The organism is Pseudomonas sp. W2Oct36 (genome assembly GCF_041060465.1).
GTDB lineage: Bacteria > Pseudomonadota > Gammaproteobacteria > Pseudomonadales > Pseudomonadaceae > Aquipseudomonas > Aquipseudomonas graminis_B.
The window spans coordinates 63682-85170 of record NZ_JAUERW010000021.1; the positions used below are offsets into that span (position 1 = coordinate 63682).

The 21489-nt window shown below is 58.0% G+C and carries 19 protein-coding genes and 2 pseudogenes; 11 read left to right on the forward strand and 10 right to left on the reverse strand.

Features of this window, described 5'->3' with window-relative positions; translation table 11 throughout:
- The first annotated feature begins 28 nt into the window (after positions 1-28).
- The 7 genes and pseudogenes from QWI18_RS22080 (at position 29) to QWI18_RS22110 (ending at position 8404) form a co-directional block, all read left to right on the forward strand.
- Positions 29-4126: an RHS repeat-associated core domain-containing protein gene (locus QWI18_RS22080; protein ID WP_369319865.1), complete on the forward strand. Its 4098-nt coding sequence runs from the start codon at positions 29-31 to the stop codon at positions 4124-4126.
- Positions 4123-4764, forward strand: coding sequence for a hypothetical protein (locus QWI18_RS22085; RefSeq protein WP_369319866.1), 642 nt, complete (start codon positions 4123-4125; stop codon positions 4762-4764). The genes QWI18_RS22080 and QWI18_RS22085 overlap by 4 nt, the downstream gene beginning before the upstream one ends.
- Before the next feature lie 67 nt (positions 4765-4831).
- Positions 4832-5537, forward strand: a pseudogene (locus tag QWI18_RS22090) (RHS repeat domain-containing protein); the annotation flags it as partial.
- Between the two features lie 24 nt (positions 5538-5561).
- Positions 5562-5972: an immunity 22 family protein gene (locus QWI18_RS22095; RefSeq protein ID WP_369319867.1), complete on the forward strand. Its 411-nt coding sequence runs from the start codon at positions 5562-5564 to the stop codon at positions 5970-5972.
- Between the two features lie 9 nt (positions 5973-5981).
- Entirely contained in the window at positions 5982-6452 is a 471-nt protein-coding gene (locus QWI18_RS22100; RefSeq protein WP_369319868.1) for an SMI1/KNR4 family protein, read from the forward strand.
- A 272-nt stretch (positions 6453-6724) separates the two neighbouring features.
- Positions 6725-7942 (forward strand): annotated as a pseudogene (locus QWI18_RS22105) (DUF6531 domain-containing protein); the annotation flags it as partial.
- 108 nt (positions 7943-8050) lie between these two features.
- Positions 8051-8404: an SMI1/KNR4 family protein gene (locus QWI18_RS22110; protein ID WP_192130408.1), complete on the forward strand. Its 354-nt coding sequence runs from the start codon at positions 8051-8053 to the stop codon at positions 8402-8404.
- Between the two features lie 40 nt (positions 8405-8444).
- On the opposite strand, the gene QWI18_RS22115 is transcribed toward QWI18_RS22110, so the two are convergent.
- Complete coding sequence (locus QWI18_RS22115) at positions 8445-8756, reverse strand: hypothetical protein (protein WP_369319869.1); 312 nt, start codon at positions 8754-8756, stop codon at positions 8445-8447.
- Between the two features lie 110 nt (positions 8757-8866).
- On the opposite strand from QWI18_RS22115, the gene QWI18_RS22120 reads away from it, so the two are divergent.
- Complete coding sequence (locus tag QWI18_RS22120; protein ID WP_369319870.1) at positions 8867-9553, forward strand: hypothetical protein; 687 nt, start codon at positions 8867-8869, stop codon at positions 9551-9553.
- 122 nt (positions 9554-9675) lie between these two features.
- Positions 9676-10395, forward strand: coding sequence for a hypothetical protein (locus QWI18_RS22125; protein ID WP_369319871.1), 720 nt, complete (start codon positions 9676-9678; stop codon positions 10393-10395).
- 117 nt (positions 10396-10512) lie between these two features.
- On the opposite strand, the gene QWI18_RS22130 is transcribed toward QWI18_RS22125, so the two are convergent.
- The 7 genes from QWI18_RS22130 to QWI18_RS22160 form a co-directional block, all read right to left on the reverse strand.
- On the reverse strand, positions 10513-10953 hold the full coding sequence (locus QWI18_RS22130; protein ID WP_369319884.1) for an SRPBCC family protein: 441 nt from the start codon (positions 10951-10953) through the stop codon (positions 10513-10515).
- Between the two features lie 128 nt (positions 10954-11081).
- Entirely contained in the window at positions 11082-11468 is a 387-nt protein-coding gene (locus QWI18_RS22135) for a nuclear transport factor 2 family protein (protein ID WP_065988984.1), read from the reverse strand.
- A 62-nt stretch (positions 11469-11530) separates the two neighbouring features.
- Entirely contained in the window at positions 11531-12274 is a 744-nt protein-coding gene (locus QWI18_RS22140; protein WP_369319872.1) for an SDR family oxidoreductase, read from the reverse strand.
- A gap of 116 nt (positions 12275-12390) precedes the next feature.
- Entirely contained in the window at positions 12391-13494 is a 1104-nt protein-coding gene (locus QWI18_RS22145; RefSeq protein WP_369319873.1) for an alkene reductase, read from the reverse strand.
- 58 nt (positions 13495-13552) lie between these two features.
- The gene (locus QWI18_RS22150; protein WP_369319874.1) at positions 13553-14134 is read right to left on the reverse strand and encodes a TetR/AcrR family transcriptional regulator; all 582 of its coding nucleotides are present in this window, start codon (positions 14132-14134) and stop codon (positions 13553-13555) included.
- A 70-nt stretch (positions 14135-14204) separates the two neighbouring features.
- On the reverse strand, positions 14205-14690 hold the full coding sequence (locus QWI18_RS22155) for an N-acetyltransferase family protein (RefSeq protein WP_369319875.1): 486 nt from the start codon (positions 14688-14690) through the stop codon (positions 14205-14207).
- A gap of 7 nt (positions 14691-14697) precedes the next feature.
- Positions 14698-15633, reverse strand: a complete 936-nt coding sequence (locus tag QWI18_RS22160) for a LysR substrate-binding domain-containing protein (RefSeq protein WP_369319876.1) — start codon at positions 15631-15633, stop codon at positions 14698-14700.
- Positions 15634-15763: 130 nt separating this feature from the next.
- Between QWI18_RS22160 and QWI18_RS22165 the strand changes: the two genes are divergently transcribed.
- Together QWI18_RS22165 and QWI18_RS22170 are read left to right on the forward strand one after the other, a co-directional pair.
- The gene (locus QWI18_RS22165) at positions 15764-16153 is read left to right on the forward strand and encodes a RidA family protein (RefSeq protein WP_192130414.1); all 390 of its coding nucleotides are present in this window, start codon (positions 15764-15766) and stop codon (positions 16151-16153) included.
- 120 nt (positions 16154-16273) lie between these two features.
- A complete protein-coding gene (locus tag QWI18_RS22170; RefSeq protein WP_369319877.1) occupies positions 16274-16969 on the forward strand; it encodes a tRNA (adenine(22)-N(1))-methyltransferase TrmK in 696 nt (231 codons plus the stop codon).
- Between the two features lie 67 nt (positions 16970-17036).
- On the opposite strand, the gene QWI18_RS22175 is transcribed toward QWI18_RS22170, so the two are convergent.
- A complete protein-coding gene (locus QWI18_RS22175) occupies positions 17037-18458 on the reverse strand; it encodes a sugar porter family MFS transporter (RefSeq protein WP_369319878.1) in 1422 nt (473 codons plus the stop codon).
- A 109-nt stretch (positions 18459-18567) separates the two neighbouring features.
- On the reverse strand, positions 18568-21261 hold the full coding sequence (locus QWI18_RS22180) for an ATP-binding protein (RefSeq protein ID WP_192130416.1): 2694 nt from the start codon (positions 21259-21261) through the stop codon (positions 18568-18570).
- Between the last annotated feature and the right edge of the window lie 228 nt (positions 21262-21489).

Below are 21489 nucleotides of genomic sequence, written 5' to 3' on the forward strand. Positions count from 1 at the left end.
AGTGTCTGAGTGATTTTTTGCATTCCTCATGCCTATCGCAGTTGGGCTTCCCGCAAGCGCGCTGCCTGCCTTGGGGGAATATTTCGGCAAGATGTTCAGCTCGCCGGCCGGGGAGATTCAGCTCCCCGGCTGCTCGACCGATGTGTTCGTCAACAACCGCAATGCCGCGCATGTGGAACTCAGCCTCGGCCGGTGCGAAAAACATCCGGCGCCGGTGCAGGTCGCCGAGGGCTCATCCAACGTCTTCATCAACAGCGTGGCGGCTGCGCGAAAGGATGACAGGCTGACCTGTGGTGCACGGATTTCAGGCGGCTCGGACGATGTGTTCATCGGCGGCGGCACGGTTCAATACCTGCACATCGACGATGAAATTCCGGGTTGGCTTCGCGTCGTTGTCGACGTGCTGATGATCGTGGCGTCGATGGGCAAAGCGCTGGTATCAGTCGCCAAGCTAGGGCTGACGCAAGGGTTGAAGGCCGCAGGGCCGTGCGCACTGCGCTTCGGCGCTACCGTTGCCGCCAGCTACCTCACGGGCACCTACATCATTGGCCCGGCAGTCGGGAAAGTCCTGGGCGGGATGATCGGCAATCCCGTTGATCTCACAACAGGCCGCAAACTGTTGCTGGATTCAGGCGAGACCGATTTCGTGCTGCCCGGCCTGATGCCGATTGAGTGGTCCCGCTTCTATGCCAGCGACCTGACCGTCGACAGCGTGTTGGGTCAGGGCTGGGTCTTGCCCTGGGAGCAAAGCCTGCGCCGCAGCGGAAGCTTTGTGTACCTCACCGACAACCAGGGCCGTAGCGTGCCCTTTGTCGATATTGAGCCCGGCGAACGCATCTACAACCCCTACGAGCAGATCCACCTGGTACGCACCCAGGGCGGCCACTATCTGCTGCAAACCCTGGACAACGTCTTTTTCTACTTCGGCGAAGTGCCGGACGACAACACCTCCGTGCCGTTGCAGCGTCTGGAAAATGCCCTCGGTCATTACCTGCATTTCACCCGCACGGTCGAAGGCACGCTTACCGACATCAGCGCGCCGGGCGGCGTGCGGATTCACCTGCATTACGACAACCCGCTTGGGCGCCTGAGCGACGTCAAACGTATCGTCGACAACCTGGCCGTCGAAACCCTCGTCCAGTACCGCTACGACGACAACGGTCAGCTCATCGAAGTGATCAATCGCAATGGCGATTGCATGCGCCGGTTTAGCTATGCCGAAGGCGTGATGGCCAGTCACAGCAACGCACTGGGTTTGAGCTGTAACTACCGTTGGGAAACCATCGACGGCCAGCCGCGGGTGGTCGAGCACTGGACCAGCGATGGCGAACACTTTCATTTCCGCTACGACTTCAAGAACAGAATTTCGTGGGCGGTGGACGTCCTCGGCCGCGAGCTGGAAGTGCAGTACAACGAGGACAAACGGGTCATCGCCAGCCGCGACTTCGGCGGTGAGCGTTACGGCATCGATCTGGATGAAGCGGGCAACACGACCGGCATTAGCTTGCCGGACGGGAATCGTCTGACATTCAAGTACGACGATTTTTCGCGCCTGATCGAAGAGACCGACCCGCTAGGTCGAAGCATCACCTACAGCTATCACCTCAGTACCACCTTGATCACCGAAACCGCCTTCCCGGACGGCAGCGTCTGGAAAGCCCGTTATGACGACAAGGGCAATTTGACCGCTGAAGTCGATCCACTCGGCCACAAGACCGAATACCTCAACAGTGAAGACGGCCTTCCGCACACCATTATTGATGCTACCTACAAGTCGAAATACCTGTGGTGGAATGGCTTGGCGCAGGTCGAGCGGTTTCAGGATTGCTCTGGAAAAAGCACGTTCTACACCTACGATGATCGCGCCCACCTGATCGCCGTCACCGATGCGTTGAACCAGACCACACGACTTGAGCGCAAACCTGACGGCGAAGTGGTGCGTATCGAGCACCCGGATGGAACGTCCGAATCATTTACCTACAACGCATTGGGGCAGGTGCTTACGCACACCGATGGCAAGGGTCAGACCACGCGGCTGCTACGTACTGCACGCGGTCTGCCTAGCAGCCGTCAGGACGCCAAAGGTCAGCGCATTCGCTATGAGTACGATAAAGCGATTCGGCTGACGGGGCTGGTCAACGAAAACAATGCGGCTTATGAGTTTGCCTACGATGCGTCGGATCGCCTGATCGAAGAGAAACGCATCGATAACCTGACCCGCAGATTCAACTACAACCTGGGTGGGCATCTGACGCGGGTTGATGAAATCGGCTACGGGGACAGGGCAGAGCGACCGCAACGCAGCACGGAATTTGAGCGTGATGTGATTGGTCGGTTGCTGGCGAAGGTCAACCAGGATGCTCGGCAGGATTACGGGTATGACGAGAGCGATCGGCTGCTGTCGATAGCGCGATTACCTACAGCGATTGGTAAAAAGCTCGGCATCGGCGAAGAAAAGCTGGAGTTTGCCTACGACATACTGGGCCGCCTGACCAAAGAGACCACAGCGCAAGGTGCGCTTGCCTACGAGTACGATCCGCTCAGCAACCTGACCACGCTGACATTGCCGACTGGCCAGCACCTGAATCACCTGTACTACGGCAGTGGCCACCTGCATCAGCTTAACCTTGATGGGATGCTCATCAGCGACATGGAGCGCGATGACCTGCATCGCGAGGTGTATCGGTCCCAAGGCAAGCTGACCAGTTGCTTTGGCTATGACGCGATGGGCCGCAAGAGCTGGCAGTTCGCATCAACCATTCCGGCTGAAAAGCTGTCGCAGGTCCAGAATCCAGGCATCAACACGTCGTTGCTGGTGGATCATGCATACAACCCGATTCATCGACGGTATGAGTACGATCCAGCGGGAGAACTGACCCGCACGCTCGACAAACTGCGTGGCGAGATTAAGTACGAGTATGAAGCCAACGGGCAGCTGCACAGTCGCGACACCGGTCGCTTGGTTGATAGCGAAGAGTTCCGCTACGACGCTGCCGCCAACCGCCTGAACTTCAACACCAGCCAGTTTGATCAGGTCAAAGACAACCGCATCAAGCGATGGCGCGATCAGGAATATACCTATGACGCGTGGGGCAACCTGATTGAAAAGCGGGCAGGGCTGGGCAAGCTTCAGACGTTTACGTATGACTGCGAAAACCGGCTGGTGCGTGCTGAGACGATGGTCAACAGCCAGGTGCACAGCGTTGGCACGTATCGGTATGACAGCCTGGGCCGTCGAGTCGGGAAGACGTCTGAGATTGAAGGGCAAACCGAGCACAAGCAATTCCTCTGGCAAGGCCTGCGGATGTTACGCGAGGAAACGCCGGCGCAGAGCAGCCTCTACATCTACGAGCCAGGCAGCTATGCGCCGCTTGCCCGGGTCGACCAGAGCGAAGGTGAGGCAGAGCAGAAGCTTTACTACTTCCACACCGACCAGATCGGTACGCCGCTTGAGATGACGGATGTCGATGGCCAGATCGTTTGGCAGGCGACGTACAAGTCATGGGGTGAGATCGAGTCGCTTACCGTAAACGAAGTCGAGCAGAACCTACGTTTTCAAGGTCAATATTTCGACGACGAAACGGGTCTGCACTACAACACGTTCAGGTATTACGATCCGGAGGTGGGGAGGTTTATAACGCAGGATCCGATTGGGCTAGCGGGCGGATTGAATATTTACCTGTACGCTGTTAATCCTATTCTAGGGGTTGACCCGCTAGGATGGTGCTCCACCAAATTGGGCCAAAATATGGGCGCAAGAAGCGGAGATGGTATGGCCAACCATCATCTAATTCCTGAAGAAGTTCTGAAAAATCCACAGTATGCAAGAATGTTTGACAAGCTAAAAACTATGGGCTTCGACGGCGATGCAGCATCGAACGGAATCTTCTTGCCAGGCAGCAAAACTCTGACGGAACGTATCGACCTTCCAGGGCATTGGTCTAATCACGGTCAATATACGAATGTCATAGAATCAAAGGTTACTAAGCTAAATGACTTGTTTGAGGCTGGGAAACTATCTGATACTCAGTTGGTTTTGGGTGTCGGAAAGATCCAAAATTTCGCAAGATCAGGGCTTGAATCTAATAAATTTGTTGTAGATGCGATTACGGGGCGTTTGCTATGAAACTAGATGAAAAGAAATACTATGTCATGCAGTACAACTCGGCAGATGAAGGTTGTCCTGCGAGTTTAGGGGGCTTTTTTAATCATGATAAATTTGAATGGTCTCCTTATCAATTGCATCCTGAAAGGTTAGATATTAAGAAGGAATATAGGATTGAGCTTTCTGCCTTGGATATAAAGCTTGAGGAGTTAAATTTTGATTTTTATCAAGTTAGTGCCCCTTATGTTTCGCGAAAATTTCTAGATGTCTGTGACGCATTGGACGCTAACTACAGAGCTATTCCTCTTGAAATTTCGTTTGGCGGGGAAACCCGAAAGGATGAGTTTTTTATATTTCTTCCAGGTGAAAGTTTATCCGCTCTCGACAAGCCTCGCTCTGTCTATGAAGTATCAAAAGATATCGAGACTGGACGTATTGTAGAAAGCCCGCTCTATCCTGGCGCAGTTAGTATTGACAGTATTGATTCTTTTGTAGTTTCTGAAGATGTGGAGAGTGATATTTTTCGCTGTCAAGAAACGCTGGAATTGTTTTGTAGTGAGCAATTCAGATTGGCAGCAACTGGGCTAAAGGGTATTTCATTTTTAGAAGTGGATGAAGCTTACAGGTATGATCCGTGGGCGGGTCTTGATGATATATAATTAAGTATAAATAAATTGCTATCAGATCTCATCTTCGATCTTTAAAAAATTTGCCTAATCTTCTTGCGAAGAGTTCCGCTACGATGCTACGGCCAATCGCCTGAACTTCAACACCAGCCAGTTTGATCAGGTCAAAGACAACCGGATCAAGCAATGGCGCGACCAGGAATATACCTACGACGCGTGGGGCAATGTGATTGAAAAACGGTCAGGGTTAACCAAGCTGCAAACGTTCATCTACGATTGCGAAAACCGTCTTGTTCGTGCAGAGACGATGGTTAACAGCCAGGTGCACACCGTCGGTACGTACCGGTATTGACAGCCTGGGTCGTAGCGTTGGCAAGACGTCCGAGGTTGAAGGGTGAACCGAGCACAAGCACTTCCTCTGGCAAGGCCTGCGAATGCTGCGTGAGGAAACCCCGGCGCAGAGTAGCCTCTATATTTACGAGCCAGGCAGCTACGCGCCGCTAGCACGAGTCGACCAAAACGAAGGTGAGGCGGAGCAGAAGCTTAACTACTTCCACACCGATCAGATCGGCACGCCGCTTGAGATGACAGATGTCGAAGGCCAGATTGTTTGGCAAGCGACGTATAAAACGTGGGGTGAAGTCGAAACGCTTGCCGTTAGCGTGGTTGCGCAGAACCTGCGGTTTCAGGGTCAATACTTTGACAACGAAACGGGGCTGCACTACAACATGTCCCTGTACTACGATCCGGAGGTAGGGCGGTTTATATCACAAGATCACATCGGGTTATTAGGCCGAGAGAATCTACATCTGAAATTGGGAGTGTGCTAGGTGGATGAATACGATATTGAGCGGTACGGCAAAGTGCATTTATGGATGGGTACTAACATCGAGCCGGAGTCGGAGTATCAGAAATATTTTGAGCTGGACTATAACTCCGAGCTGGATGAGCCGTCGTACAAAGTTTGCGGATTTTGCAGGGATATCGGGCAGACGCGGTATGACGAAGATTTTATTGGTATCATTCCTAGGAAAGATAAAGAGGTCGAGTTGGATGTTCTACTCCAAGAGTCTGCCATTGACCCGTTTCAGCTAGAAAACGTGAAGGCCAAATGCTTTGACTTGGGCGTGCATACAGCCAATGCCATGTTTTGGTATTCCGACGGTGGAATAACTGTGCCTACTCCTTACAAGCAGACCTACAATGGCCTCAAGTATATAGGCTTATACGAGGGCAATTGAGAGGTGATCATGACTTATATTGATGTTATTGAAAACGAAATGAACTTGAGCAGTGACGAGTCTGCATTTGCCGGAGGCGCGAGCGATGAAATTATAGCTGAGTTTGAAAAAGCATTAGGGATTGAGTTTCCTCCCTCCTATAAGCTGTTTCTCAAAAAATTTGGGGCGTTATCTTTTGGTGGTAACACATATTATGGTATTACCAAAAGCGGGCTCACAGCTGCGGAGGTCCCCTGCGTTTTTTTTGCAACAAAGGATGCTCGAGATGCGGGAGATGCGGATTCAAAAATGATCGTAGTCAAGGCATCGGGCTACGGTCCTTTATTCTCTATCGATACTTCTCAGCTTAGCCCGTCGGGCGAGGCGCTAGTAGTATTGACGGAGCTGTCTTTTAAGCGAGATGGTGCCAAAGAAGTTATGTACGAAAGTTTTGAAGCGTTTTTCTGCGACACTGTTCGCACCTCAATAGCGGAGCTTTAACTATTCGGGCTACGCTTACCGCGGCCATTATCTTTTGACACTTGGAATATGTGATCGAAGAGCCCTAACGCCAAGTTGGCGTAGCTGCGGTTCATGGGGTATTGCCAAAGGAGGATTATTGCGCCTACGCGGACCGACTAGTTAGGCTCATAGCGTCGGTGCGCTTAGATTTCAGATAGCCACTCACCGGATGTCAGGATGCGGCAATTCCAAGCGAAGGCAGCTATCTCGCAGCCAGCTCTCGGACTGGCCTGCGCTCGGGACAGTCTTCGGGGCAGGTTGGCAATCCCGTCGATCTCAAAGCAGGCCGCAAGCTGTTGCTGGACTCAGGCGAAACCGACTTCGTACTGCCAGGCCTGATGCCGATTGAATGGTCGCGCTTCTACGCCAGCGACCTGACCGTCGACAGCGTGCTGGGCCAGGGCTGGGTCTTGCCGTGGGAGCAGAGCCTGCGCCGCAGCGGAAGCTTCGTTTACCTCACCGACAACCAGGGCCGCAGCGTGCCCTTTGTCGACATCGAGCCCGGCGAGCGCATCTACAACCCCTACGAGCAGATTCATCTGGTACGCACCCTCGGTGGCCACTACCTGCTGCAAACCCTGGACAACGTGTTTTTCTACTTCGGCGAAGTGTCGGACGACAACACTTCGGTGCCGTTGCAGCGTCTGGAAAATGCGCTCGATCATTACCTGCATTTCACGCGCACGGTCGAAGGCACGCTCACCGACATCAGCGCGCCGGGCGGTGTGCGGATCCACCTGCATTACGACAACCCGCTGGGCCGCCTGAGCGACGTCAAACGTATCGTCGACAACCTGGCCGTTGAAACCCTCGTCCAGTACCGCTACGACGACAACGGCCAGCTCATCGAAGTGATCAATCGCAATGGCGATTGCATGCGCCGGTTCAGCTACGCCGAAGGCGTGATGGTCAGCCACAGCAACGCATTGGGTTTGAGCTGCAACTACCGCTGGGAAACCATTGATGGCCAGCCGCGGGTGGTCGAGCACTGGACCAGTGATGGCGAACACTTTCATTTTCGCTACGACTTCAAGAACAGAACGTCCTGGGCCGTCGACGTCCTCGGCCGCGAGCTCGAAGTGCAGTACAACGAGGACAAACGGGTCATTGCCAGCCGCGACTTTGGCGGCGAACGTTACGGCATCGATCTGGATGAAGCGGGCAACACGACCGGCATCAGTCTGCCGGACGGGAATCGTCTGACATTCAAGTACGATGATTTTTCGCGCCTGATCGAAGAGACTGACCCGCTCGGTCGAAGCATTACCTATAGCTACCACCTCAGTACCACCTTGATCACGGAAACGGCCTTCCCGGACGGCAGCGTCTGGAAGGCGCGTTACGACGATAAGGGCAATCTGATCGCTGAAATTGATCCGCTGGGCCAGAAGACCGAGTACCTCAATAGCGAAGAGGGTCTGCCGCACACCATCATCGACGCGACCTACAAATCGAAATATCTCTGGTGGAAAAGAACTGGAGGAAGCGGATAAGTATTTTGATGTTTTTCGAGCGAAAAATATAGAAAATCGTTTTTTTGATATCTAATTGTTAACTCCCGAATGAGGGCTTTGAATATGGGCGAAAGTCAGTTGCTGAAAAAACTCAAAGAAATTGAAGTTGGTCTTGGGGGTAAGCTTGCCGAAAATTATAAAAAGTTCTCTGCTGAAGTGATACAGGGGGATGATGTTTATGAGCTGAAGCTTGTGTCAGGAGGTCAGGTATATCTTTATGGTTGTGCAGAGTTGCTTGAAAGAAATGCAGCGTATGAAGTGCAGTTCTATGAGTCTGGCTATTTTCTAATCGGCCAGGATGGAGATTTAGGATATTTTTTAAGTTTAAAAGGAGAGGATGAAGTCTATAGCTTGGATTTGGGAGCTTTAGGGTCGTTAACTATGAATAAGGAAGCTGATAGTATTTATGGGTTGTAAATATTAGCGCCAGCAATTTGATCGGCACTAAACCGACCAATTACTGGTCAACGATGCGGTATAAAATTGATTGAGCTACAACGTCAACATTCTGATGTTGACCGATGGCGCTAAGGGTCTGGTAGGCATCTACAAGATTGGCATTATAGGTTTGAAGGTCGCCATTCTCTGCACTCCCTTCGTGGTTGGTGACGCCAGCATGCGTTTCGCAATTTTGTCGATAGCCCCCAAAGTCACTGGCGGCCTGCTCGGCAATCCTGTCCGAATGACTACCGGACGTAAGCTTCTGCTGGATCAGCTTCCGCAGATCCTCAACCGCGTCGACAACAGTCTGCTGGTCGAACACGCCCAAAACTCGCACCCTCAGCAGTAGACTGCAGGCTTGAGGTGCCGGGCTCGGTTCTTCATCAGTGAGTGAATGGGTCGCCCAGTGACGCTCAAATAAACAGTAGGGAATAGCCGATGTTTGACACAGATCCACACCGTTTCATGTCCATCATCTTCAGCACCTGGCTGTTGTTCACGATGCAAGCGGTGTTTTCTGCAGGTATTTTGCCCAGCCTTTTATTGTTCCCCATGTGTGCGGCGGTGGTGTGGCTGAGTTGGTGGTGTTTCGATTGCGCTTACCGCACCGAAAAATTCACCCGATATGCCAATCTCAGGCTTTTTCTGAATCTCGGCTTCGCCCCAGGTTTTACATTTCTTCTGGTATTGATCGCAGCGTATAAACAGTTGAACTTAGGACCCGTCACATCACTTTCGTTGGCATGCATTCCACTGCTCATCGCATTCGTCATTTACCTAGCGCTGTATAGGTGGAGAAGCCGAACGACGGTACTGGTTGCCCGGGGAAATCGGGTCGAGGTGACCGCACCTCCTTTCCGAAACCAGTCGCTGCAGGGCGGAATAGGGGCGGCACTGTCGAGCATGATCTACCCTATGGTCCATTCCTACGACTCTCCCGCTTTATTGCTTGCCTGTGTATTTTTCGCAATCTCGGTTTTCATGCTCTTTTATCATCGGGTCAGTATTTCGTCTCTTCGCCGTTTGAAAGAGCAGGAAATCAAGGAGCGGGTGAGCTACACGTTCATGGAGGTGGAGAGGATACGCGCACGGCGTGCTGCCTCATTCATAGGCCGCTGGTTATGATGGCTCTGTGTATCCGCATCGGAGAAAAAAATCATTGGAGTGGGTGTGGGAAGGTTAGCCCGCCGCGCGATGTGCGATAGGTACACGCACACCGGTACCACATGCAAGGAGCTAGCGTCTAAATGTCCACTATCTACGATCCTGACGCACGAACCGTTAACGCCCTGACACGGATGCTTTTCATAGTTGCCATGGGCTTGGGTGTCGTTGGTCTCTGGCGCTCAGCCACAGACGGATGGGTGTATGGGCTGCTGTTTTTCTTGCTCTCAGGTTATACGCTGTACATGAGATATTGGTGTGAGCGTTATACGACATTCGCCCTGAGTTACTTCACTCTGATGATTTTTCTCTTGGCCCTTGCCCCCGCGTGGGTCAGTTACACCGTGGTCACGGATGACTTGGGAGTTTCTCCGACTGAGGGACGTATAACCGCCGGGTTGATATTGGGTTTCATCGCGACGTTGTATGCTGGCCTTTATCTAACGCCTTCTCGAGGGTTCGCGTTCGACGTATCCGATAACAGGGTTTCATTTTCCGTATCTTCCACATCCGCGGGAGCGGAAGGGTTGATTGCCGGTGTTGGGACCTTGGCCGCAGGTGCAGTGATTAAATCAGTCACGCCGTTCACCACGGGCATTTTGGTCATTCTGATTTTCCTGTTTGCCACCGTTTGCATGCTGATCCACGCTCGCGACCGTATCAGGGGGTTACGCACACTGCGCAAGAGAGAAAAGAGCAGGCTCACGCCTTACACGTTCATGCAGATTGATGAAATACGCGAAGCACGCAGCCGCTGGTGGCTGGGCAGGCTGTTCAACTGGCTTGCTTCCCTGCGCCATTAGTCAGGAGTCTGCCTGGCCAGTCTCACTTGATCCCCAACGGGCGTCCAAACCCGGCGCGCCGTGCCTCGGTCGGGCGTTGGCGTGCCCATCGCCCAATTCAATCTCAGACGCCCACCATCAACCCCGAACAACCCCCTGCAAACCCTCATGCCCCTCCGCAATCAACCTCCTGACCAGCTCCTCAAATTCCGCCTCCGTCCCAGCCTCCCGCACCTCAAACCGCACGCTCCAGCGCACAACACACTGCTTCACCAATCCCGCAACCTCATCCACCCGAACCTGTGCCCGATACCCATCCACCGGCAACGGCGACTCCTCAAACACATAAGCCAACCCCCTGAGCCCATCATCAAACTCGATCAACCGCTCCCGCAACACCGCACCGTCCGCAAGCGCCAGCCGCCTGATCGCACCCACCCGCAAACCCCCAGCCTCATCCTCAAGACGACTCTTCACAATCGCCGGATGCCAGTCCGCGATCCCGCCAAACGCCCGCAGCACCTTCCACGCCTGATCCGCACTGCACGGCAAACCGGCGCTGTACTCAACTAAAACCATCACGTCTTACTCCAAAAATAACCACCGCCACGACTCAAAACACGCTCAATACCCAGCCGCTAGAACCCGGCCCGCAAGCCCCGAGATCGAAACCCCGAGGCCTACGTCCAAAACAGTCGCTGTAAAACCTACCCCTCAAACTGGTGATAAACCTTCGCAATCACCTTCCAGTCCCCATCGATCTTGATCAACGTCAGGTAGTCGTTGTAATCCGCGCCGATCGCATCCTTCTCCATATCCACCCGCACCACTGCCGTGGTCGGCGTAATCGCCAACACATCCAGCCGAGTCGTGATGTCAGCCGCCTTGCCGTTGCTCTCGACAAAGTCATACAAGTTGCTAATCGGCCCGCCCAGCAGTTGGCCGTTGGTAAAACCGTACATCACCGCTTCTTCATGAAAGGCCTGCTTGATCGTCGCAACACTGCCTTCGCGCAGGCCTTCAACATAGCGGCTGGCGGTGTCGATCACGGCGTTGTAGTCGTGGGTGGCAACAGCTTTGATGTTCTTGCTCATGTCTGTGTACTCCAGGTTTTAAGTTCGATAGGGCAAAGCGTCGAGCAGCAACAGCCGCGCAATCACCAGTCCTGTCGGGTGGGTGAAATGATCAGGTCGTTGACGGTGACGTAGGCCGGCTGATTCAGCGCGTAGATGACGGCGCGGCTGATGTCTTCTGGCGCGATGGCAATTTCGTTGAGCGCCTGTGCGGCTTTGCGGCCGGCGGGGTCGGTGACTTTGTCGGCCCAGCCGGTGTTGATGACGCCCGGGCTGACGGTGTTGACGCGGATGCCGTGGTGCACACCCAGTTCCTTGCGCATGGATTCGGTCATGGCCTGCACGAAGAATTTGGTCGCGCTGTAGACGCCGGCGCCGGGGCCGACTTGATGCCCGGCCACCGAATCCATGTTGAGGATCTGCCCGGATTTCTGTTCGAGCATGAAGGGCAGGGCGGCGGCGATGGTGTTCAGGTAACCCTTGATGTTGACGTCGATCATGGCGTTCCAGTCCTGGGTCACGAGGTCAACCCAGTGGGAGAACAGCATCAGGCCGGCGTTGTTGACGAGGATGTCGACGGAGCCGTAAGTGTCTTTGGCGAACTGCGCCAGTGCGCGAGTCTGTTCAGCGTCGGTCACGTCGGTGACGAAGCTGGACGCCTCAAAGCCCGCTCCGCGGAGTTCGCTGACCAACGCGGCGAGGCCTTTCTCATCCAGCGCAGCAGCCACAACGTTAACCCCTTGGGCGGCCAATGCTCGGGCGGTTGCAGCACCGATCCCTGATGACGCGCCGGTGACGATGGCGGTTTTCTTGTCCAGATAATTCATGATGATGTTTCCTCAAATTCAAGGCGTGCGGGCAGCGTCGGCTTTCCTGGGAAAGCCTTGCCGTTCAGCCGTTAGTGAATGCGGTGTCTGAAAGCGGTGCGGTTTACCAGCGCTGTCTAGTAAGTGCCCAGCGGCCAGTCGGTGTAGCCCTTGGCGCCGCCGCCGTAATAGCTTTCGCGCGGAGCGATGGTCAGTTCGGCACCGTGGCGCAGACGCGCGACCAGGTCCGGGTTGGAGATGAACAGACGACCGAACGCGACGGCGTCGATCTTGCCCTGGGCGCGGCGCTCGACGGCCATGTCCAGGTCGTAGTTGTTGTTGCCAATGAACGGCCCGTTGAACTGGGCACTCAGCGCATCCATGTCGACGCCTTCCGGCACTTCCCGGGAAGTGGCGGTCGCGCCTTCGACAAAGTGCAGATACGCCAGATTGAAGCGGTTCAATTGCTGAATCAGGTAACCGTGCAACGCCATGACGTTGCTGTCCGGCGGCGTGTTGCCTGCGTCCGGCGTGACCGGCGACAGGCGAATGCCCACGCGATCGTGGCCCCAGATATCAACGATCGCCTGGGTGACCTCCAGCGTCAGCCGCGCGCGGTTTTCGATGGAGCCGCCATATTGATCGGTGCGGTGATTGGTGGAGTCGCGCAGGAACTGGTCGAGCAGGTAGCTGTTCGCCGAGTGGACCTCGACGCCGTCGAACCCTGCGCGCTTGGCGTTCTCGGCCGCGTGCTTGTACTGCTCGATGATGCCGGGGATTTCGTCGGTCTCCAGTGCACGGGGCATCGACACCGGGGCGAAGCCGTTGACGGTGTAGGTGTTGCCCTCGGCCTGAATGGCGGACGGCGCGACCGGGGCTTCGCCGTTGGGCTGCAGGTCGACGCTGGAGAACCGGCCCACATGCCAGAGCTGGCTGACGATCTTGCCGCCGGCGGCGTGCACGGCGTCGGTGACTTTACGCCAGCCGGCGACCTGCGCGTCGCTCCAGATCCCGGGTGTCGCCGCATAGCCGCGGCCCTGGGCCGAGATGTTGGTGGCTTCGGCCACGATCATCCCGGCGGTGGCGCGCTGGGCGTAGTAGGTGGCGTGCAGTTCACCGGGCACGCCGTCTTCTTCATAGCGGCTGCGGGTGACGGGGGCCATGACGATGCGGTTGGCCATTTCGATGGCGCCCATCTGCACGGGGGAAAACAAGTCGGTGCTATTACTGATATCAATCATTGAGAATTACTCGCATATTTGACCGGTCGTCTACCAATCTTTGAAAAAAAAGCGCCTGCTACCGCAGCAGGCGTTGGGTCATGCGCATGGCCGTGTCGAAGGACGTAGTGGACTTGTTCACCTTCACCAAAAGGGAAGAGCCCAGCCACAGTTGGTACAGGGTTTCGGCGAAGGCTTCGCTGCCTTCTTCGATGTGCAGACTGCCGTCTGCCACGCCCATGTCGACGCAGGCGGTGATGCGCTTGATGATCTTCGCCGTGCCAGCCTCCAGCACCCTGCGCATGTCTTCGGACAGGTCGCAGACTTCCGGACCCAGCTTGACCACCAGGCATTTGCCTTCCGGATGATCGGTGCCCTGGGTTTCGATCCAGTAGTCGAAGTAGGCCAGCAGCTTTTCAGCGCCGCTGCCTGATCGCGTCATGACGGTGTCGACGCGGCCCAGGTACTCGGAGAAGTACTCATCGAGCAACGCGGCGCCGAACTCTTCCTTCGATTTGAAGTAATAGTAAAACGAGCCCTTGGGCACGCCCGCCGCGCTCACCACTTCAGCCAGGCCCACGGCGGTGTAGCCCTTGTGGGTCATCAGCGACTTGGCGACGTCGATGATGTGTTGGCGCATTTCCAGGTTGGGTTTCTTCATAATGCGCAGCACCTTAAGACAAAACTGACCGGTCGTCTACAAGAGGTCGGGCGGCAGCGATGAACGGCACTCATGTCAGGCGCATGCCCATCTCAAACGCCCGCGTCTCGAACCCGAGCTCTTCATACAGCCGCCGCGCATGGGTGTTGAAGTCCCACACCGACAGGCGAATGTCCCGCGCGCCGCGCTCCTGCGCCCACCCTTGCACTCGCTCAATCAGCCCACGGCCCAAGCCTTTGCCCCAGAAAACCTTGGCCACGCACACCGAGCCGATCCGCGCAAACGCCATCGGCTGCATCAATGGCCCGCCGGCTGAAAACATTCCCGCGCTGACAAACCCTGCCGCCCGGTCGCCGACAAACGCCAGGAAAATAACCTGCTCCGGATTGTTCAAAAAGCTCATCCAGTGAGGGGCGTCGCGCGTGTAATCCAGTGTCTCAGCCGTGTAGATATCGGGCCGCTCAGCGTGGTGAATGGCGTTGAGTAGCTGCCCCAATTCGCAGATCGTCGCCACATCCTCGACCGTGGCTTCTCGGTAGCTGATCACTTGGTCCATCGTGTCTTTATCCTTGTTTGATCGTCACGGGAGATGGGCTTTTGTACCTGTCGCTCATCAACTCCACAACCCAGTCGATGAACACCCGCAGCTTGATGCTGATGTGCCGGTTGGGCGGGAAGGCCACGTACATCGGCATCGATTCCAGCTGCCAGTCTTTGAACAGCGACACTAATTCACCACTGCGCAAGGACGGCTCGGCCATGTACTGCGGCAGCCAGAGGGCACCCATGCCGGCAAGGCCTGCCGCGAGGTACGCGTTGCCGTCGTCCACCGTGAGCAGGTAGCGGCTTTGCACCTGAACCCTTTCGCCGTCCCGTTGCAGCACCATCGGGAACAGCTGCCCGGTGCGCGCCCAGCGATAACCGACGATGCGGTGCTGCGGGTCTTCGAGCTCACGGGGGTGATCCGGGGTGCCCGCGCGCTGCAGATACGCCGGCGACGCGTAGACGCCCAGCTTCAGGTCGGTGATGTGCCGGGCCATCAGCGATTGGTCGGTCAGCTCGCCGCCGCGCACCACGCAGTCGACGTTCTCGCCGATGAGATCGATCATGCGGTCGCTCACGCCCAGGTCGATCTGGATGTCGGGGTAGCGTGCGTTGAAGTCCGGCAGCGCCGGGATCAGCACCATGCGCGCGAACGGACTGGGCACGTCCACACGCAAACGCCCTCGTGGCGCAGCGGAGGCAGCGGACAGACCGGTTTCGGCGTCGTCCAGATCAGCCAGCACGCGCAGCGCACGTTCGTAGAACACCGCGCCGTCGGCCGTGACATTGACCTTGCGCGTGGTGCGGTTGAGCAGCTTGACCCGCAGCCGCGCTTCGAGCTGCTGCACCAATTGCGTCACCGTGGTCTTGCTCATGTGCAAGGTACCGGCGGCCTTGGTGAAGCTGCCGGTTTCCACGACTCGAACGAACGCCTGCATCGCGTCGAAACGGTCCATCGCGCCACCTGATTGTTTGGGGAAAGCAAACAGTCTTGATCAACGCTGCTGGTTTATCCAGCGAATCCGCGGCCCTACAGTCTGCCCACCGAAACCACGGAGCCTCCCGCTCCGCTGAAGGAGAAAGCCCATGACTGTTCGTGACGTTGTATTCCCCCCTGGCCGCCGCGCGCTGTACGAGCGCAATCGCTACTCGCCGGCAATCAAATCCGCCGGCTTGCTGTTTGTCTCGGGGCAGGTCGGCAGCCGCGAAGATGGCTCGCCCGAACCCGATCTGCGCGCCCAGGTCCGCCTGGCCTTCACTCACCTCAATGCCATTCTCAACGCCGCCGGCTGCACCTTCGATGACGTGATTGACGTCACCGTGTTCATGGTCGATCCGCAGTCGACCTTCGAAACCGCCTGGGAAGTGGTGCCGGAGTTCTGGGGCGAGGCGCCGCATCCGACCATTACGGCCGTGGGCGTGACCTGGCTGTATGGCTTCGATTTCGAGATCAAGGTCATCGCCAAGCTGCCTTAGTACCCGACGCTCAATCCGCCGGCCATGCCTCACCGCAGTTGAAATCCTCGCCACCGCCCGACAGACTCACGCCCCGTTTCGGCAGGTCGTGCCGGGGCGTAGCGAGAAGGGGCGGCAAGGTTGAACGAACACACATTGTCCAGGCGCCTGGAGCGCGTAGCTGCGCTGGTGCCTGCCGGCGCGCGACTGGCCGACATCGGCTCCGATCACGCCTACCTGCCGGTGGCGTTGATGCGCCGTGGCCTCATTACGATGGCTGTGGCGGGGGAGGTGGCGACGACGCCGTTCAGCGCCGCACAACGGACGGTGCGCGAGAACGGTTTCGAGGCGCACATTCGCGTGCGTCTGGCTGACGGCCTTGCAGCGATTGAAGCGGACGACGGCATCACTGCGATCAGCCTCTGCGGCATGGGGGGCGAGACGATTCGAGACATTTTTGAGGCCGGCAAAGCGCGGCTCAACGGAAGTGAGCGGCTGATTCTGCAACCCAACGGCGGCGAGCCTGAGCTGCGCCAGTGGCTGATGGACAACGGTTATCGCATCGTCCACGAGGACGTGCTGCGGGAGAACCGCTTCGACTACGAAATCATCGTCGCCGAACCCAGCGGACCGGTGGTCTACAGCCCTGAAGCCCTATACTTCGGCCCGCTGTTGATGCTCGAACGCAGCCCGGCGTTCATCGACAAATGGCAGCGGCGGCTGCGTAACAAGCAACGCAGCCTGGTCAGCTTGCAGCGGGCGCGGCAGGGAGTCTCGGAACACACGTTGCACGACACCGCGCAGCAAGTGCGCTGGATCACCGAATTGCTCGGCTGACCCTGCGCAGTCCCAGCCCCTTGGTTTCAAAGACCCGGACGCAAGGCCCGGGATCTGAAACCTCGCCTCAAAGCTCCTTCTTCATGTGCTTTTCGATCTGCTCCAGGGACTTGCCCTTGGTTTCCGGCAGGCACAGGAAGACGAAGATAAGCGAGCCGATGTTGATCGCCGCAAACACGAAGAAGGTCGGGTTGCCGATCGTGTCCACCGCGATCGGGAAGAGGAACGCGACCGTGGCGTTGAATAGCCACTGCATCGACACTGCGGTGCCAGTCAGCAGCCCGCGCACCTGCATCGGGAACAGCTCGGACATCAGCAGCCAGTAGACCGGCGAGATGCACATCTGCATGAACAGCAGGAACACCAGAATGCACGCCAGCGCGGCATAGCTCTGGGTCAGGTTCTGCGGCATGAACATCAGCACGCAACCCAGCGCCGCCTGCATCATGATCACGATGACCAGACCGGTCATCAGCAGGTGACGACGCCCGTAACGGCCGATGGCCCAGATCCCCAGCAGCGTGGCGATGACCGACACGATGCCGTTGCCGATGGTCGCGGTCAGTGCAGCGTTGGTGCCCATGCCGGTGTGTTTGAGGATGATCGGCGTGTAATACATGAACGCGTTGACGCCGGTGAACTGCGCGGTAAAGCCCAGCCCGACACCGATCAGCAACAGCTTCAACACCCACGGCTGACGCAGCAGATCGCGAGCGGCGACGCGCTTGTGGGCTTCTTTTTCCTGGGCTTTCATTTCCTCGACTTCGCGCTTGGCGGCGTCTTTGGTGTCACGCAGTTGTTCGAGCACTTCTTGCGCTTCATCGAAGCGGCCTTTGGAGGCCAGCCAGCGCGGCGACGGCGGCACGAAGAACGTACCGATCAGCAGCAACACGCCCGGGACCATCGCGATGGCCAGCATGTAGCGCCAGATACCGGGGGTGTGCAGCAACGCCGCGAGCACGGCGCTGAGCACGTAGGCCAGCAACTGGCCGCTGACGATCATCAGCTCGTTGCGGCTGACCAGTCGGGCGCGACGAGAAGGCCCTGCGATCTCGGCGATGAACACCGGCACCGTCGCCGAGCCCCCGCCAACCGCGATACCCAGCAGAAAACGCGCGGCGACCATGAACGGCACCGAGGGCGCCGTGGCCGTGCCGAGTGCACCGACGATGAACAACAGCGACAGCATGCGCAGGGTCACGCGTCGGCCAAAACGGTCGGAGAGGTAGCCGCTGGCCAGTGAGCCGAAGGCGGCGCCGACGATCAGCGACGCGGTAATCAGCCCTTCGCTGACCGGGTTCAGGCCAAGACCGCCCTGATCGAGGGGCAAGGTCATGAAGGGCAGAGCGCCCGCGATGATGCCCGTGTCGTAACCGAAAGCGAGTGCGCCCATGGTGGCGACAAGGACCGAGATGAAAATCAGACGACGCGGCGACGTGCGCTGCTCGTCTGGTTGGCCTATGGCGGCGGATGGGGTGCTGGAAGACATGGAAACCTAAACCTCTCGTGGAACGGGCCTTATGCCGGTTCGCTGACGTCGTGGTTAGGGGCATGCCGGCCCTGTGAGTTCCATGGGTCGGTGTAAAAAAGCTGACTGATCAGTCATCCACCCCGCGGCCGTCGCGCTCCGCAGGGGGCGAGGCGGGTGACGCCGTGAGTATGTCGCTGACCTTCCGCGTGAAGCTGTCCATGCCGAAAGGCTTGAGCAGCACGGCCATTCCGGCTTCGAGCTGGTCACCGCCCACCGCCGAATTTTCCGCGTAGCCGGTGACAAACAGCACATTCAGCGAAGGCAGCAGCGCACGGGCGGTATCGGCGACCTGCCGGCCATTCATGCCGCCGGGCAGCCCGACATCGGTCACCAGCAGATCGATCGAGGTCATCGACCGCAGCATCTGCAAGCCCGACGGTCCGTCCATGGCTTCGGTGACGGCATAACCGCGCTCGCGCAGGGCGTCGCACATCAGCATCCGCACGTGGGGTTCGTCGTCAATCACTAGAACGGATTCGCCACTGCTGCGGTTCTGGGGTGCGCTGCGGGCTTGGGCCAAATGGCTGTCTCCCAGGTAACGCGGCAAATACAGCGAAACCGTCGTGCCTGCGCCGTGGGTGGAACGCGCCTGAATCGTCCCGCCGGACTGGTGCACGAAGCCGTGAATCATTGACAGCCCCAGGCCCGTGCCCTGGCCGATGGGTTTGGTGGTGAAGAACGGGTCGAAAATCCGATCGAGAATCTCCGGGGCGATCCCCATGCCGGTGTCGCTGACACTGATTTCCACGAAGTCGCCTTCGGGCAGCTGCGCGGCCACTCCCGCGGCGCTGTCTGAGGAGACGTTGCGGGTCTGCACCGTGAGTTCGCCGCCTTCCGGCATGGCGTCGCGGGCGTTGAGTGTGAGGTTGACCAGCGCGCTTTCCAGCTGCGGCGCGTCGATCTTGCTCAGCCACAGGTCACCGCTGGCGATCGTCCGCGTGCCGATGGAGGGGCCGAGGGTCGAAGAGATCAGCTGACCCATCCCCGCCACCAGGCGGTTGACGTCGGTCGGCTTGGGGTCGAGTGTCTGGCGACGGGAAAACGCCAGCAGCCGCTGGGTGAGCTGGGCGGCGCGATTGGCCGAGTCATGGGCCGCGCTGACGTAGCGGTCCAGGCCGTCCACCCGGCCGTTGGAGATGCGCCGCTCGATCATTTCCAGGCTGCCGAGGATCCCGGCGAGCAAGTTATTGAAGTCGTGGGCGATGCCGCCGGTGAGCTGGCCCACGGCTTCCATCTTCTGCGCCTGGCGCAGGGCCGAGTGGGCTTCAGACAATTCCCGGGTACGGGCCAGCACCCGCTGTTCGAGGGTTTCGTTGGCGCTGTGCACCTGCTGGAACAGCGTCGCGTTATCGATGGCGATGGCGGCCTGAGCGGCGAGCGCCGACATCAGTGCTTCGTGACGCGCGCTGAACTGCGCCGGCTCCGAGTGGCCGTAGAACAGTCCGCCGAGCACCTCCCCCGAGCGCGACACCACCGAGACTGCCAGGTAGCTGCGCACCGGCGCATGGCCGGCCGGCAAGCCGAAATGCGGCGTGATGCCGCCATAGCGTGGGTCCGGCAAAATGTCGTCGGAGCGCATCACGCCCTCGGTGAGGAACGCCGGCGCGAACACCGGGCTCGCCCGCGGGCCTGGCAACCGGGCCAATTCCGTGGGCGGCGCGCCAGACAGCGTAAAGAGATCGAAGTGATCGCCCGCAACGTTGTGAAAGTAGCCGCCGATGTGTGCGCCGGTCATCTCTCGTCCGGCATCGGTCACGGTCTGTACCAGTCGTTTTAGGTCCAGGTCGAGGGCCAGCTCGGCGTTCACCCGATTCAGTGTCTCCAGCGTGCGGGTTTCCTCGCGCAGTGCCGCTTCACTGGCCTCAAGCGCCGCCCGGGAGATATGCGCCTCGGTGACGTCGTGGCCTTCGCAGAAAATACCCGTCACCTGGCCGGCATCATCGAGCAGCGGCTCATAGATAAAATCCAGGTAGCGCACTTCGCACGGGGCGTCCGGGTGACTGAGCTGGATCGGGGTGTGTTGCTGAACCAGGCGCTCGCCGGTGCGGTAGACCCCGTCGAGCCACTCATAAAAGCCCTGGCCTGCGAGCTCCGGGAATGCCTCGTAGATGGTTTTGCCGACGTAATCGCGCTCGCCGAACAGCCGCGTGTAGGACTGGTTGACGAATTCGAAGCGGTGCTCGGGGCCATGGAGCACCGTGATGAAGCCGGGCGCCTGCTCGAACATCTTGCGTTGACGGACGAGTTGGTCCGTACGGCGACGCTCGGCGAGAATCCGGTCAGTGACCTCGTGGCCCTGATTGAGGATGCCCGCGATGCGCCCGTTTTCCCCGCGGATCGGCGTGAAACTGTAGTTCCACCACGTCTCCACCAGGCTCCCGCCACGCTCCATCATCAACCGCTGGTCGAACGCCGAAAAGCCCTCGGCATCCCGGACGGCGGCTTCGAGCTGCGGCCCGACGACGTCCCAGATAATCGGCCAGACCTCCCGCGCCGGGTGGCCCAGTACCGCCGGGTGACGATCCGCCGGGATCGGTGCCCAGGCGTCGTTGTACAGCAGGCAGAAGTCTTTGCCCCAATAGATCGCGGTCGGGAAGCTGGAGTGCAGGCAGATGCTGATGGCCGAGCGCAGAGACTGCGGCCACGCTGCCGGATCCCCCAGTGACGTCGACGCCCAGTCGAAATCCCGGATCAATCGCCCCATCTCACCCCCGCCCAGCAGGAAATCCAGCGGGCCAATTTGTACGTTGTCCGACTTCATGGGCGACATCTCGACACAGTGGTTCAGAGAAAGGGATGGACTGGGGGCGCGGGAAGATATTTCCGCTTCTGGATGAACGGCATTGACGCGCGACGCTGTGACCCGGCATACGTAGAGTATGGCACAGCGCTATCAGGGACAGGCCGGGCGTCAGTGTGACATTAATGCAGGCGCCTGTCTGGCTTGTCGACCCGTCGGGGCGACTCATCGGCGAGGCCTGGCGGCCTA

Coding starts and splice junctions, on each gene's coding strand:
- QWI18_RS22160 (WP_369319876.1), bottom strand. CDS start 15,633: ATGGACCGTTTCGACGCGATGCAGGCGTTCGTTCGAGTCGTGGAAACC.
- QWI18_RS22125 (WP_369319871.1), top strand. CDS start 9,676: ATGTCCACTATCTACGATCCTGACGCACGAACCGTTAACGCCCTGACA.
- QWI18_RS22180 (WP_192130416.1), bottom strand. CDS start 21,261: ATGAAGTCGGACAACGTACAAATTGGCCCGCTGGATTTCCTGCTGGGC.
- QWI18_RS22085 (WP_369319866.1), top strand. CDS start 4,123: ATGAAACTAGATGAAAAGAAATACTATGTCATGCAGTACAACTCGGCA.
- QWI18_RS22145 (WP_369319873.1), bottom strand. CDS start 13,494: ATGATTGATATCAGTAATAGCACCGACTTGTTTTCCCCCGTGCAGATG.
- QWI18_RS22165 (WP_192130414.1), top strand. CDS start 15,764: ATGACTGTTCGTGACGTTGTATTCCCCCCTGGCCGCCGCGCGCTGTAC.
- QWI18_RS22110 (WP_192130408.1), top strand. CDS start 8,051: ATGGGCGAAAGTCAGTTGCTGAAAAAACTCAAAGAAATTGAAGTTGGT.
- QWI18_RS22150 (WP_369319874.1), bottom strand. CDS start 14,134: ATGAAGAAACCCAACCTGGAAATGCGCCAACACATCATCGACGTCGCC.
- QWI18_RS22140 (WP_369319872.1), bottom strand. CDS start 12,274: ATGAATTATCTGGACAAGAAAACCGCCATCGTCACCGGCGCGTCATCA.
- QWI18_RS22155 (WP_369319875.1), bottom strand. CDS start 14,690: ATGGACCAAGTGATCAGCTACCGAGAAGCCACGGTCGAGGATGTGGCG.
- QWI18_RS22120 (WP_369319870.1), top strand. CDS start 8,867: ATGTTTGACACAGATCCACACCGTTTCATGTCCATCATCTTCAGCACC.
- QWI18_RS22175 (WP_369319878.1), bottom strand. CDS start 18,458: ATGTCTTCCAGCACCCCATCCGCCGCCATAGGCCAACCAGACGAGCAG.
- QWI18_RS22130 (WP_369319884.1), bottom strand. CDS start 10,953: ATGGTTTTAGTTGAGTACAGCGCCGGTTTGCCGTGCAGTGCGGATCAG.
- QWI18_RS22100 (WP_369319868.1), top strand. CDS start 5,982: ATGACTTATATTGATGTTATTGAAAACGAAATGAACTTGAGCAGTGAC.
- QWI18_RS22080 (WP_369319865.1), top strand. CDS start 29: ATGCCTATCGCAGTTGGGCTTCCCGCAAGCGCGCTGCCTGCCTTGGGG.
- QWI18_RS22135 (WP_065988984.1), bottom strand. CDS start 11,468: ATGAGCAAGAACATCAAAGCTGTTGCCACCCACGACTACAACGCCGTG.